The following is an 11,873-nucleotide window of genomic DNA, read 5'->3' on the forward strand; positions in this document are numbered from 1 at the left end:
AGGGGAGGTAGGGGGAGCAGGGGAGGTAGGAGGAGTAGGGGGAAGTAGCGGGAAGAGGGGGAGGTAGGTAAGTAAGTTGTTTAGTGTTGAAGGGAAAGAGGTTTATGAGTGAAATTTTAGCGATTTCTGAATTGGGCAATCCAGTTTTACGACATTATGCTAATCCGGTCAATAATATTAGGGAGGAGCGAATTCAAACCTTAATTGATAATTTAATTATTACCGCATCTCAAGCGAATGGCGTGGGCATTGCCGCGCCTCAAGTGGGAATCAGCGATCGCTTATTTATTATTGCTTCCCGTCCCACATTGCGCTATCCTAACGCACCTTTGATGGAACCCACGGCCATGATTAACCCTAAAATTATTAACCATTCTCACAAAACAATTAAAGACTGGGAAGGCTGTTTGAGTGTCCCTGGAATTAGGGGATTAGTTCCTCGTTATCAAGTCATAGAAATTGAATATACCAACCGAGAAGGAGAATTATGCTATCAACAATTAACAGATTTTGTCGCTCGAATTTTTCAACATGAACTTGATCATCTGAACGGAATTGTATTTGTAGATCGGGTTGAAAGTACCGGGGATTTAGTTACCGAAACCGAATATCAAAAACGTATCGCTGATTTTCACTGATTTCGCTGATTTCACAGATTAGATTTGTTTTAATCCGTGAAATCCATCAAAATCGGCGATCTTGATTTTGCGGAATAGTTACCTGGATCATTGTAGAATATTTAGAAGTCAATTTTAGGGAAATTAATTAACGCCATGACTATTAATTTAAGTAAAGGTGAACGAGTTAGCCTATCTAAAGAAGCACCCGGTCTGAAAAAAGCTGGAGTGGGATTAGGATGGGATACTAACACTTCTGATACTGGGGCTGCTTTTGACTTAGATGTATCGGTATTCATGATCGGGAGTAATGGTAAAGTTCCTAACGAACAATATTTCGTATTTTATAATAACTTAAAATCTCCCGATGGTTCTGTAGAATCCCTAGGAGACGACCGCACCGGAGAAGGAGGCGGAGATGATGAAACTGTTTTTGTTGAGTTAAATACCGTTGATCCTAATATTCAAGAAATTGTCTTTATTGTCACTGTTTACGAAGCCGAAAACAGAAGACAAAATTTTGGACAAGTTCGCAATTCCTATATCAGAATTTATAACAATGAAACCGACATCGAGATCACTCGCTATGATTTAGAGGAGGATTTTTCCAGGGAAACCGCCATCGAAATCGGTCGCCTCTATCGCAAAGATGGTGAATGGCGATTTCAAGCCGTTGGACAAGGTTATAATTCAGGTTTAGAAGCCTTTGTTCAAAAGTATACCTAAAAAGATTAAACTCAAAACCTAGTTTTTTGTTCATAATTGCAGGAATTAATTAACCATGTCAATTAATATCAAAAAAGGCGAAAGGATCAGTTTATCGAAAGAAGCTCCAGGGTTAAAACGAGCCTCCATTGGTTTAGGATGGGATGTCAATGCTAGTGATACCGGAAAAGCCTTTGATTTAGATGCTTCTGTGTTTATGTTAGCAGAAGATGGTAAAATCCCCATTGATGAATATTTCGTATTTTATAATAACTTAATCTCTCCTGATCAATCCGTCAAACATTTAGGAGATAGTCGCACCGGAGAAGGAAGCGGGGATGATGAAACCATCGTTGTCGATTTAGCAAAAATCAATCCCGACCTTCAAGAATTAATTTTTGTGGTTACTATTCACGATGCTGACCAACGGCGGCAAAACTTCGGTCAGGTGAAAAATTCTTATATTAGAATTTATGATGACGACACTCAAACCGAAGTCATAAAATATGATTTAGAAGAAGATTTTTCCCGAGAAACCGCCGTGGAATTTGGCAGATTATATCTCAAAAATGGCGAGTGGAGATTTCAAGCCGTCGGACAGGGTTATAATGCGGGTTTACAAAGCTTTGTGGATAAATACGTTTAATTTATTTTGAGGATTCTAACCATGGCGATTAACTTAAAAAAAGGCCAAAGCATTATTCTCGATAAAAGCGAATATGACCTATCAAAAATGGTCATGGGCTTGGGATGGGATGTATCTAAAAAAGGACTATTTGGCGGAATATTTAGCGGATCTACCGATTTTGATTTAGATGGATTTGCCCTATTATTAGATGAGCGAGGAAAATTAAGAAATCAGCAAGAAGATGTCGTTTATTTCGGACATTTAGCCACAAAAAATAATACTGTCATTCATTCAGGAGACAACCTCACCGGAGAAGGATCGGGAGATGATGAACGAATTATTATTGATTTCAAAACCCTGCCTCAAACCTATCAACAAATTATTTTAGGGGTAAATATATACCACGCTGAAGACCGCCAACAAAACTTCGAGATGGTTAAAAATGCCTTTGTTAGAGCCATAGATGCTAAGGGTAAAGAAATTGCTCGTTACAGTCTTTCCAGTGAACCCGCTTACTCTGGACAAACTTCTATGTTATTAGGAGAACTTTCTCAAGAAAACGGACAATGGAAATTTAAAGCATTAGGAACACCCTTAAAAAGTAATTTAAACGGGGTTATTCGTTCGTTTGTGTAATCAATATTCTCAATAATTAGGGGCGAAGGATTCAGATATTAAATGATGATATTCTCATCACCTTTTATCCAAATTCTCCGCCCCCAGAACCGATGAATTTTCAACACTATTTTAATAATGTTTGTGTTGAAAATCGGTTTACCTTAAGGTTTGCGGTAGGGAACCATGGTTTCAATATTGATATCACCTAAAGCAACGCGAGTCACAGGGCTAACGTTAGGAGTAACTAAACCCAGGAACTGTGCGGGATCGCCGGCTTTGAGTTGTTTTTCTTGGGGAACAAAACGACGAACCGCATTTTGCCAAACCAGTTGAGGGAAGCCCAGTTGGTTCCGGTGGTACTCGTTGTAACGAGGGGTTTTCAGGTTAAAAGGAACTTCCCCTTGATTACGTTGAAGTAGTACCCGACGACGTTGGTAGGGAACCGTGTCATACCCGAAGTTATCCAGGTATTCATCGCTATCGAGTAACTCATCAATAAACCCTTTAGGGCCTTTGTTAGCAACCACAATCGACCATGCGATCTTCTCACGCTCACTGTAAACATCCCGTCCCAAGACGCGCTGGACAACCAACTCGACGAAACGGTAGTTACTATTGGTTTGGTAGTTGCGACGCAGGAAAGGATCGGAAATTACTAAACCCCGAATAAAATCCCGGACGTTAATTTGACCAAACTTCAGCTGAGACTCTAAGAGAGTTTGACGGCTGCTTTTGAGAATTTGATGTTCACTGTAAATCTGGCGATAAGCAGCCCAAATGATGTCATCCCACTCAGAAGCCGAAGGCAGGTTTTCAGCCGTAAATACTCTGGGTTGTTCATCACCCGCTACTTCAAAGCCAGCCACGCGAACATTGCGGCTGGTAGGGCCATAGCTTAATAAAGGAAGCGCCACCTTAAATATCTCCTTAATTTTGAAGGTCAACTTTATTTTTTATCTTGTGGTCGAGTGTTGCCCTGATCGCTCAGAGCTTTAGAGCCACAGGCTTGGCTATAGTACAGATTAGGGGATTACGGCAACTCATCTGGCATTTTTCTGAACCGATGCAACAATATGTAACATTTTTTGACACCGGACACCCGATCCCCATTGTGCTAAAATGAAACTTGACAATCCCCTAGGGGGGGATAATTGTCAAGATATATTAAATTATGATAATCTACTTAATAAATCTTAAAGATCTTGCTCAACATACTAATAGGTTCTATTTTGACTACCACTCAACCGATTCATCCCACCTCTCGATTGCTTCAGAGAGTTCTAGCCAAAGTTAGGGTCTCCCAGACTGGGCTAGTGTTTTTAGCCTCGGTGTTTCTTGTGACTGTCCCGGTGTTTTTCCAAGCCCCCCTGGTGCGACAATGGCCAGAATTTAGTGTAATTCTCACCTTGGGGTGGCTAGGAATCAGTTGGAGATTAATCAGACAAACCGCCACTTGGGTTTGGGGGGACTTATTATTAGGATTTAGTTGGAGTTGGTTTACGGGTGCAATCTATTGGGGTTGGTTACGCTGGGAACCCCTATTACATTTACCCGTAGAAGCTATAGGTGTCCCCTTTGCCCTATGGTGTTTATATCGAGGCTGGGGAAAAGTCGGAAACTGGTTTTATTTGGGTTCCCTATTTGGAACGGCGGTTACGGACGGATATTTTTATATCACCGGATTAATTCCCAGTTGGCGTCAACTGATGCACGTTGAACCCGCCCTAGCCCTACCCATTTTTCAAAACGCCCTGCAAATGGTTACTACCCCCTGGGGAATTAGTTGGGCCGTCGGATTTGCCCTATTTTTATTTGGAGTTGGTGTTTTTCCGTTACAATCGAAGGAACAACATTGGTGGGCCTTTGGGGGAGCGGTATTAAGTACGATTTTGGTGGATAGTTTATTTTTGGTGGCGGCTTGTTTAGCCTAATTTAAACACAAAGATACAAAGACACAAAGAATACAAATCTGTTCTAAATGTGCTATAATCAGGGGCTTTTGATATTTGTAAAGATGGTTTTTTTACCTTAAAATATAATTCTTGATTCGGTTTATGGCTACATCAAAACGTGATTCTGAGCATCAGGTTAACTCCGGGGGAAACCGTGTGGTTTATTCTGAGTTTGGGACGGGATCAAATTCAGCGGCTTTAGAACGTTCTCCTGTTTCTGTTCCTGAGATCCCCCCCAATCAACATAATTTGAAAGTCCAAGCAACTCGTTCAGGACGCAAGGGAAAAACTGTAACCGTAGTTAGTGGATTTCAAGTTAAACCGGAAACTTTGGAATTGTTAGTTAAACAGTTGAAATCCCAGTGTGGGGCGGGGGGAACGGTTAAAGAAAATACGATTGAAATTCAAGGGGATCATCGTCCGAAAGTGATGGAAACCTTGATAAAATTAGGATATAAAGCTAAAATTAGTGGGGGATAAATTGTTAACGTTTTGATGCTTGAAATTCCAGTTCATGAAACTTTTCAATCGACGATTCAAGGAGAAGGATATTGGGTCGGAACTCCCGTAGATTTTATTCGGTTAGCAGGTTGTCCGGTTCGTTGTCCTTGGTGTGATACGGGTTATGGAGATGGGGGAATGAGTTTACCCCGCGAAGTTAGATCTTTTGATTCGTTAATTGCAGAATTGCGATCGCCAAGGGTGGTAATATCTGGAGGAGAACCGTTGATATATGCTCAACTTCCCCGGTTAATTCAAACTATTGAAGCGATAGGGAGAACCGTTGCTGTTGAAACATCGGGTTCCTTTTGGCAAGATATTCCTAATTCTGTTTGGGTCACTTTAAGTCCAAAACATCATGTTAGTCCCAATTATCCTGTAGTTCCGTTAATGTGGAAACGAGCAAACGAGATTAAACTGGTGATTGAAACCGGATCGGAATTAGAGTTTTATGCTGAATATTTAGAGCTTAATAGTCAAATTCCCGTCTTTCTACAACCGGAATGGAACCAACGCGATCGCACTTTACCTTTAGTTTTAGAATTATTAAAAAAATTTCCTCACTATCGGTTATCGGTGCAAATTCATAAATGGTTACAAGTTCCTTAATTTAAAATTATTTTGTTCAGGTCTAAAATCCTATTTATTTACCCATTCGTAATTCGTAATTCCCTATTATAACTATGAAACCAGAATTTCGTTCCCATTATCCCCAAGAATGGCTAGAAAAAAAAACGATTCCCTACCGGAATATTGTGGGGGTGAATGAACAAGTTTATCGAGAATCCTTAACCTTTAATTATACCATTAAAACCACTTTACACCGTCAACATTTTAATCCGCCGATTTGGCAAGATTGCCATTTTCACAATTTTGAAATTAGCTTGGAATTGCAAGCCATTAGAAATCCAGAAGATTTGTATGGGTTAGACATGGTGGAAATGGAAAACCAATTACAAGTTTGGGCAAAACAGTTACCCGAAATTGTTAATGATCATCCCCTATGTCCCCATGGAACTACGGAGGAAATGTGTTTATATTTTTCTCGAATTCCCATTGATAATCATATCCAAATTCTGCGGGTGAGTGTGTCAGAAACTCCCAACCGAGTTACCACTTTAGAAGTTTATAAACCCTAACTTCACCCAAGTTATGATCCGTAAAAATTACTACAAGTGAATCCAAGGAGCAACTTTACGACCCAGAAACCGAATATTGAACTTTACTTTTTCTATGGGACTATTATAATCTTTTCCCTGAAAATGACCTGCAATGCCATAAAATTCAGGTTCTATTGGGAAACGTTCTATCAACTTCTGATCTAATTTTGCTGCTTGAATTCCTTGATAAATTTTTCGCTCCATATAAAAACATCCATCTTGATGATTGTAAAGTAAAGGTTGAAAATATTTTAAATAAAATTCTTTTTTAAAGACTAAAAATCGAGTGTCAACATAAGGAGAGGCTGTTGTTTCTTGAAATAGATATTTTTTGATGACCCATCCTTGATCTTTGATATCATATAGACAGTCGTAAGAACCAGATACACTTTCAAGAATTTCTGTTAAATTTAATAGCTTAATTCGTCCGGTGATTTTGGCAACACAATTAGCTTTTTGAATTAATTCAGACTGTTTAAATCCTTGATCAATTAAAGAAATTTCTCCATATCCTTTGCCATAGGAACGAGGGAAGGTATTACTATTGATAGAAATAAATTCAACGTCCTTATTATAAGGGTTTTCTAAGGTTGCCTCTTGGACTCTTGCTAAAGACCATCCTGAATTTTCAACGAATAAAATTTTTTGAATTTTAGGATGATGATTAATATAATATTTCAAGGTATGAAAATAATCCTCTTGACGGGTTTCTGGGTCAGAAGGATAGGCCTTTGGCATTCCCTTAATATCAATTGTTGCAGTTAACAGCAAAACAATGTTATTCATAAAATTATGGGGATCAATTGTATGAGGCATATTCAGGTCAATTCCAAGTCGAGTTGAATTTCAGGAATCCTCTAGTTTTACCCTGTAGATATAGATAACAAACATTATATACGGTGATTACAGGTTAAGGGAAATATGGATAAGTCTTTAAGAAAATGGCTTTCGGGAGTTCTCCTCGTTGCTCCTGTCCTGTTAACGAGTTGTTCCCTGAATTTGTCCTTACCCCAAGTGAATGAAAGCGATAAAGCACAATTTGTCATGCAAACGATGACCACCGGACAACAGGCTTATTATCAAGCTAATGGTCAGTTTGCCAACTCTATTCAAGGGTTATCTTTGAATGCGAATTTAGACACCGGAGAATATCGCTACAGCGTGAATACCGAAGGTCAATATGCGGAAACCGTGTTGATGACGGCGGCGGCCAAACAAGACGGACTCCCTAGTTATGCTGGAGTCGTGACGGTGAGCCATACCGCAGGGGGTGTAATGGCGATCGCTAATATTTGCAAAACCGATCAACCTTCCACCGAACCCCCGGCTTTGTCCCCAACTCCCGTACCCGGAGAAGGGTTAAAATGTCCTGCGGGTTCGAGTCCAGTCAGGTAGTAAGCTGCTACCCAGCTTAGGCGAGTAGGCGTTGTTCGTTCATTGTACTGGGCAGGGTGGAAATATGGTTGCTATTTTATCCTATTCTCAGAAATCTTTAAATCACACCCAAACCCGTATATTTTCGTAACTCAGTGGGCTGGAGTCCTAAGACAATATCCTCTTTTAATACACCCTTGGCTAACAATTCATCCGTTAAGGAACAGTCAGTTTGATTGCGCTGAATCCAGATTTTTTCCCCTCGAATTTCTAAATGAATCAAACAACTATAAATTCTCCGTTGCCCCTTCCAACCTAAATCAACTAACAAATATCGGTCTGTTTGCTGATCAAAAACGGTCTGGGATTCAATTTCCCCACCCAAGGGATTCCCTGCTGCATATTCTAATAATAATTCCTGAATAATTTGGCGATATTGAGCTAATTTATCCATTGTAAAATAACCTCCGCTTGGGGTTCATAAACAATTAGTTTGACTTGATATTTTTGAATTGCTAACCTGGGCAAATCTCGATATAAAAAAGATTCATAAGCTGTTAAAGGAATTGCCAGATAAAGAACTCGATCAGGTTCAATTTCTTCCAATGCTAAACGATAATTCAAAAATTGACCCAAGGCTAAATGAAAATCCAACATTGCCGAATCACTCAAAAAGCTTTTGATTTCTACTGCAATTTTTTCTCCAGTCCGTTGCGCTCCCAGCATTTCTTGCGCTCCTAGATCAATTTCTAAACGGTCATCTGCTCCAAATTCTAAACGCAATGGATCATGAGTAATTTTCCAATCCTGTTTTTCCAATCCTCGTCTAACAGCATAGTGGAATTTATCTCGCGCCATACACATTCAATTAATTTTAAATCAAATTAGGAAAAGCAAAGAGAGACGCGCCGTGGCACGTCTCTACGGGGGTTTAGGCTAGAACAAAATCAACATCGTTACTGCCGCCTGTTTCTCCTTGACCGGAGGTTAATTTTTGACCATTGACTTCTACCGCAAAGGGTGTACTACCCAGGCCAGGAAGGTTATAATCGGTTTTGGCAGAAGTATATCCGACACTAGCAATCATTTTCCGGCCGGCGTCCGTATATTGGAAGGCCATCATTTGATTTTTCTTGTTTTTATTATCTTCAGCCCAAATCACCATATATTGTTGATTTTGATAATCAAAAACTTTGGGTTCTCGGATGGGGACATAACGGCCCACTTCGCCAAAACTTTTATCTAAAAAGGTCTGGACTTCACTGGGTTGAACCACAGCATAACTAACTTGTTCTGGAGAAGCGGCGATCGCATCTCCTTTGCTTTGATCTACAACCTCCTCTTTGCCTCGATTTTTGAAATAATCGACGGCGACTTTAGTTCCAATAGCACCCGCAGTGGCAATTCCGGCACCAATTAAAAAGTTACGAAGTCTGTTATCAGCCATTTTTTCTCCTAATTAAAATTTAATCAACTTTTGTGTTTTGGAATTGATTCCATTAACATGGGAATTTTAACAAATTTTACTTGATCTGTCATGAAACTTTCGATGGACAAGGGAAATATCAGTTGAAGATTGGATTACCATTGGGGATTAGAGTGTAATAGGGCTTCAGTAGCCTCGGCACTTAGGGGTTTAGAGAATAAATAACCCTGTCCATATTCACAATTAAATTGTCGCAGTTGATCTAACTGTTCTTGGGTTTCAACTCCTTCGGCAACCACATCCATTCCTAAGTTATGAGCTAAACTAATAATTGCTAAAACAATTTCGGTTTCTCGACCCTTTTGTCCCATATTTCTAATAAAAGATTGATCGATTTTTAGGGTATCTAAGGGGAAGCGATGTAAATAGCTGAGGGAGGAATATCCCGTCCCAAAATCATCTATACTCAAGCCAATATGATAGGATTTGAGTTGAGCAATAATCTCTAGGGTTTTACTGTTATCAATTAAAACACTTTCGGTCAACTCAATTTTGAGATCACCTGGGGAAATCTGGGTAGTGTTTAAAATGTTTTCTACAATTTCAATAACATTAGATAAATCAAATTGTTTGGCTGAAAAGTTAACATTTATAGTTAAGGGGTGAACTAAATTTTTCAGGGTTTTTAGGGTTTGCCATTCTTGCAGTTGTTGACAGGCTTGTTTTAATACCCAATTTCCGATGGGAACAATTAATCCGGTGGCTTCGGCTAGGGGGATAAAATCCGCCGGAGAAATCATCCCCTGTTGGGGGTGTAGCCAACGCACAAGGGCTTCAAATCCTTTGATTTTTCCGGTTTTTAAGTTAACAATTGGCTGGTAAAAAACGGCAAATTCCTGTTTAATAATTGCCTGACGCAGTTCAATTTCTAACTGCATTTTGATTAGGGCTTGATCATGAATTTTTTTGTCAAAAATTTCTAAACATCCCTTGCCTTTTTCCTTGGCTTCGTGCATGGCAATATCGGCATCTCTGAGGATATTTTCCGATTGATGATAATGGGTTGTGCCTAAAACAATCCCAATACTACTGGTTTTAAAGACTTGATGTCCGCCAATTTCAAAAGGATTGGATAGGATATGATTAATCTGTTTGGCCAGATCAATCGCTTCTAGGGGAGATTCAATGGATTTGAGTAAAATTGCAAATTCATCCCCCCCTAAACGAGCGACAATATTAGGATGGGAAACTAAGGATTGAATCAGATGGGCAAAGGCAATTAATAATTGGTCTCCTGCATGACGCCCTAAACTATCATTTACTACTTTAAACCGATCTAAATCTAAACATAATACAGCAAATAAATCCTGATGATATTTTTGCACCTGTTCAATGGATTTATCGATTTCACTAATCAAAAAGCTACGATTGGCTAATCCCGTTAGTCGATCATGAAAAACATCATATAACAGTTGAAATTCGGCTTTTTTCCGCTCCGTAATGTCATTACGAATCACAATATATTGATAGGGTTTATTCTTTTCATCTAAAAAAGGAACAATGGTGGTATCAACCCAATAGTAGGTGCCATCTTTGGCTTGATTCCGAACTTCTCCCCGCCAAATTTTGCCAGACTGAACCGTTGACCAGAGAACGGTAAAAAAGTGTTTGGAGTGATATCCTGAATTAACAATTCTATGATCTCGGCCGATTAATTCTTCCCGAGAATATTTAGAAATATCACATAACTTGGGGTTAACATAGGTAATTTTCCCTTGGGCATCAGTAATCGCTACAATAGAGGATTGATCGAGGGCGAACTTAAAATCGGATAATTCTTTATAAGAGCGTTGCAGAGCTTCCTGTAGATCTCGATTTACAAACAAGGGAGCCAAAAGTACCTTGATTTCAGCTTGAGTTTGGTTCAGAGTCCTGAATATCAGAACCCGAATTAACTGGAAAAACTGTTTTACCAAATCCACCATTGTATAAATCAGGCTGAATTAGCAACTTTTAACAAATTTTTTTGATTGATCCAATGAATGTAATTAAACTTAAAATTTGGGGATTCTTTCACCGAAGATAATGGAGCGGTCTGTTTTTGTTTCTCTGGTTTTGCAGAGCTTAGGGACAAATCAGGCATTTCTTCATGGCAACGACTACAATACCAATAAACTCCTGTGTGGCGAATATGTCGCAGAAGCGTAGATGAACAGCAGGGACAAATCACATTAGACATAATTAACCTCCTCAAAACCAAAATGGGAAATAATAAAAATTAAAACAAACTCAAAAAAATCAAGGTTAGAACTGGATTTAAACCCTGATCAAAAATGCGACTTAGGGGTCATGAATCTTAAAGATTTCTTCGAGAATTAAGCGATCGCCCAGAGAAATATCCTGCCATAATTCCAGTTCAGCATTTTTCGTGAGTCCGAGTTGCAAAGGGGCTACAAACCAAAAATCCTGATCGAAAATAAACCCCTGAGATTGGAGTTTAAAACAAACCCATTGCACCGCATAATTATTGATGTCCAACTCCGGCATCAAATAGGCAGAATGATGCAAAACCCAACGGCCAGCCTCGTGATCAATTTCGGCAAGTTGATAAATCGCCTTGATTAAAACCAATTCAACCCAGCCGGGATTGGGCAAAACTGTTAAAAAATCCTTCAATGCTTGGATATATTCCTGGTTTTGAGCGCGAAGAACATCAATAGCCAATTCCACATAGGATTGATCTATCTCACCCTGATTTTCCCTTCCTTGATCCGATGAGTTAATCACATTTTCCTGTGCCAAACGGCTAAGGCTGTAAAAAGGCCGATTTAAAGATGAACCAGTCGAAAACGTCACGATGGGACACTTACTTTTGAACGATTCGGGAAAGGG

Annotated in this window: 17 protein-coding genes; 9 read left to right on the forward strand and 8 right to left on the reverse strand. The window is 39.4% G+C overall.

The annotated features are described in order from the left end of the window. The first annotated feature begins 104 nt into the window (after nt 1-104). From def to PL11201_RS21190, 4 genes are all read left to right on the forward strand, one after another. Nucleotides 105-638 (forward strand): peptide deformylase, encoded by a 534-nt coding sequence (gene def, locus PL11201_RS21175; RefSeq protein WP_079680832.1) that lies wholly within the window; start codon nt 105-107, stop codon nt 636-638. Between the two features lie 135 nt (nt 639-773). Further along, nucleotides 774-1,343 carry a TerD family protein gene (locus PL11201_RS21180; protein WP_079680833.1) on the forward strand — a complete coding sequence of 190 codons (570 nt, stop codon included), beginning with the start codon at nt 774-776 and terminating at the stop codon, nt 1,341-1,343. A gap of 55 nt (nt 1,344-1,398) precedes the next feature. Further along, entirely contained in the window at nt 1,399-1,968 is a 570-nt protein-coding gene (locus tag PL11201_RS21185) for a TerD family protein (RefSeq protein WP_079680834.1), read from the forward strand. Between the two features lie 21 nt (nt 1,969-1,989). Beyond that, nucleotides 1,990-2,586 carry a TerD family protein gene (locus PL11201_RS21190; RefSeq protein WP_079680835.1) on the forward strand — a complete coding sequence of 199 codons (597 nt, stop codon included), beginning with the start codon at nt 1,990-1,992 and terminating at the stop codon, nt 2,584-2,586. Nucleotides 2,587-2,729: 143 nt separating this feature from the next. Here PL11201_RS21190 and PL11201_RS21195 read toward each other — a convergent pair whose 3' ends face one another. After that, the gene (locus PL11201_RS21195; protein ID WP_079680836.1) at nt 2,730-3,482 is read right to left on the reverse strand and encodes a phycobilisome rod-core linker polypeptide; all 753 of its coding nucleotides are present in this window, start codon (nt 3,480-3,482) and stop codon (nt 2,730-2,732) included. 285 nt (nt 3,483-3,767) lie between these two features. Between PL11201_RS21195 and PL11201_RS21200 the strand changes: the two genes are divergently transcribed. The 4 genes from PL11201_RS21200 (at nt 3,768) to PL11201_RS21215 (ending at nt 6,160) form a co-directional block, all read left to right on the forward strand. Continuing rightward, complete coding sequence (locus PL11201_RS21200) at nt 3,768-4,499, forward strand: DUF3120 domain-containing protein (protein ID WP_144017844.1); 732 nt, start codon at nt 3,768-3,770, stop codon at nt 4,497-4,499. A gap of 123 nt (nt 4,500-4,622) precedes the next feature. Further along, nucleotides 4,623-5,000: a translation initiation factor gene (locus tag PL11201_RS21205; RefSeq protein ID WP_079680838.1), complete on the forward strand. Its 378-nt coding sequence runs from the start codon at nt 4,623-4,625 to the stop codon at nt 4,998-5,000. Nucleotides 5,001-5,015: 15 nt separating this feature from the next. After that, nucleotides 5,016-5,630, forward strand: a complete 615-nt coding sequence (locus tag PL11201_RS21210) for a 7-carboxy-7-deazaguanine synthase QueE (RefSeq protein WP_079680839.1) — start codon at nt 5,016-5,018, stop codon at nt 5,628-5,630. A gap of 74 nt (nt 5,631-5,704) precedes the next feature. Then, nucleotides 5,705-6,160, forward strand: a complete 456-nt coding sequence (locus PL11201_RS21215; RefSeq protein ID WP_234996792.1) for a 6-carboxytetrahydropterin synthase — start codon at nt 5,705-5,707, stop codon at nt 6,158-6,160. Between the two features lie 30 nt (nt 6,161-6,190). Here the strand turns inward: PL11201_RS21215 and PL11201_RS21220 are convergent, their stop codons facing one another. Further along, nucleotides 6,191-6,967, reverse strand: coding sequence for a hypothetical protein (locus tag PL11201_RS21220; RefSeq protein ID WP_200816829.1), 777 nt, complete (start codon nt 6,965-6,967; stop codon nt 6,191-6,193). Nucleotides 6,968-7,102: 135 nt separating this feature from the next. Between PL11201_RS21220 and PL11201_RS21225 the strand changes: the two genes are divergently transcribed. After that, nucleotides 7,103-7,576, forward strand: a complete 474-nt coding sequence (locus PL11201_RS21225) for a type IV pilin-like G/H family protein (protein WP_079680841.1) — start codon at nt 7,103-7,105, stop codon at nt 7,574-7,576. A 97-nt stretch (nt 7,577-7,673) separates the two neighbouring features. On the opposite strand, the gene PL11201_RS21230 is transcribed toward PL11201_RS21225, so the two are convergent. The 6 genes from PL11201_RS21230 to PL11201_RS21255 form a co-directional block, all read right to left on the reverse strand. Beyond that, entirely contained in the window at nt 7,674-8,009 is a 336-nt protein-coding gene (locus PL11201_RS21230; RefSeq protein ID WP_079680842.1) for a XisI protein, read from the reverse strand. Beyond that, nucleotides 7,997-8,413 carry an element excision factor XisH family protein gene (locus PL11201_RS21235; protein WP_079680843.1) on the reverse strand — a complete coding sequence of 139 codons (417 nt, stop codon included), beginning with the start codon at nt 8,411-8,413 and terminating at the stop codon, nt 7,997-7,999. Before PL11201_RS21235 ends, PL11201_RS21230 begins: the two co-directional genes overlap by 13 nt. Nucleotides 8,414-8,486: 73 nt before the next feature. Then, nucleotides 8,487-9,002 (reverse strand): hypothetical protein, encoded by a 516-nt coding sequence (locus PL11201_RS21240; protein WP_079680844.1) that lies wholly within the window; start codon nt 9,000-9,002, stop codon nt 8,487-8,489. Between the two features lie 134 nt (nt 9,003-9,136). After that, nucleotides 9,137-10,966, reverse strand: coding sequence for a putative bifunctional diguanylate cyclase/phosphodiesterase (locus PL11201_RS21245; RefSeq protein WP_079680845.1), 1,830 nt, complete (start codon nt 10,964-10,966; stop codon nt 9,137-9,139). A gap of 8 nt (nt 10,967-10,974) precedes the next feature. Beyond that, on the reverse strand, nt 10,975-11,220 hold the full coding sequence (locus tag PL11201_RS21250) for a hypothetical protein (protein ID WP_079680846.1): 246 nt from the start codon (nt 11,218-11,220) through the stop codon (nt 10,975-10,977). Nucleotides 11,221-11,321: 101 nt separating this feature from the next. Further along, nucleotides 11,322-11,837, reverse strand: coding sequence for a hypothetical protein (locus PL11201_RS21255; RefSeq protein ID WP_144017845.1), 516 nt, complete (start codon nt 11,835-11,837; stop codon nt 11,322-11,324). Between the last annotated feature and the right edge of the window lie 36 nt (nt 11,838-11,873).

The organism is Planktothrix sp. PCC 11201 (genome assembly GCF_900009135.1).
GTDB lineage: Bacteria > Cyanobacteriota > Cyanobacteriia > Cyanobacteriales > Microcoleaceae > Planktothrix.

Coding starts and splice junctions, on each gene's coding strand:
- def (WP_079680832.1), top strand. CDS start 105: ATGAGTGAAATTTTAGCGATTTCTGAATTGGGCAATCCAGTTTTACGA.
- PL11201_RS21180 (WP_079680833.1), top strand. CDS start 774: ATGACTATTAATTTAAGTAAAGGTGAACGAGTTAGCCTATCTAAAGAA.
- PL11201_RS21185 (WP_079680834.1), top strand. CDS start 1,399: ATGTCAATTAATATCAAAAAAGGCGAAAGGATCAGTTTATCGAAAGAA.
- PL11201_RS21190 (WP_079680835.1), top strand. CDS start 1,990: ATGGCGATTAACTTAAAAAAAGGCCAAAGCATTATTCTCGATAAAAGC.
- PL11201_RS21205 (WP_079680838.1), top strand. CDS start 4,623: ATGGCTACATCAAAACGTGATTCTGAGCATCAGGTTAACTCCGGGGGA.
- PL11201_RS21210 (WP_079680839.1), top strand. CDS start 5,016: ATGCTTGAAATTCCAGTTCATGAAACTTTTCAATCGACGATTCAAGGA.
- PL11201_RS21215 (WP_234996792.1), top strand. CDS start 5,705: ATGAAACCAGAATTTCGTTCCCATTATCCCCAAGAATGGCTAGAAAAA.
- PL11201_RS21220 (WP_200816829.1), bottom strand. CDS start 6,967: ATGAATAACATTGTTTTGCTGTTAACTGCAACAATTGATATTAAGGGA.
- PL11201_RS21225 (WP_079680841.1), top strand. CDS start 7,103: ATGGATAAGTCTTTAAGAAAATGGCTTTCGGGAGTTCTCCTCGTTGCT.
- PL11201_RS21230 (WP_079680842.1), bottom strand. CDS start 8,009: ATGGATAAATTAGCTCAATATCGCCAAATTATTCAGGAATTATTATTA.
- PL11201_RS21235 (WP_079680843.1), bottom strand. CDS start 8,413: ATGGCGCGAGATAAATTCCACTATGCTGTTAGACGAGGATTGGAAAAA.
- PL11201_RS21240 (WP_079680844.1), bottom strand. CDS start 9,002: ATGGCTGATAACAGACTTCGTAACTTTTTAATTGGTGCCGGAATTGCC.
- PL11201_RS21245 (WP_079680845.1), bottom strand. CDS start 10,966: ATGGTGGATTTGGTAAAACAGTTTTTCCAGTTAATTCGGGTTCTGATA.
- PL11201_RS21250 (WP_079680846.1), bottom strand. CDS start 11,220: ATGTCTAATGTGATTTGTCCCTGCTGTTCATCTACGCTTCTGCGACAT.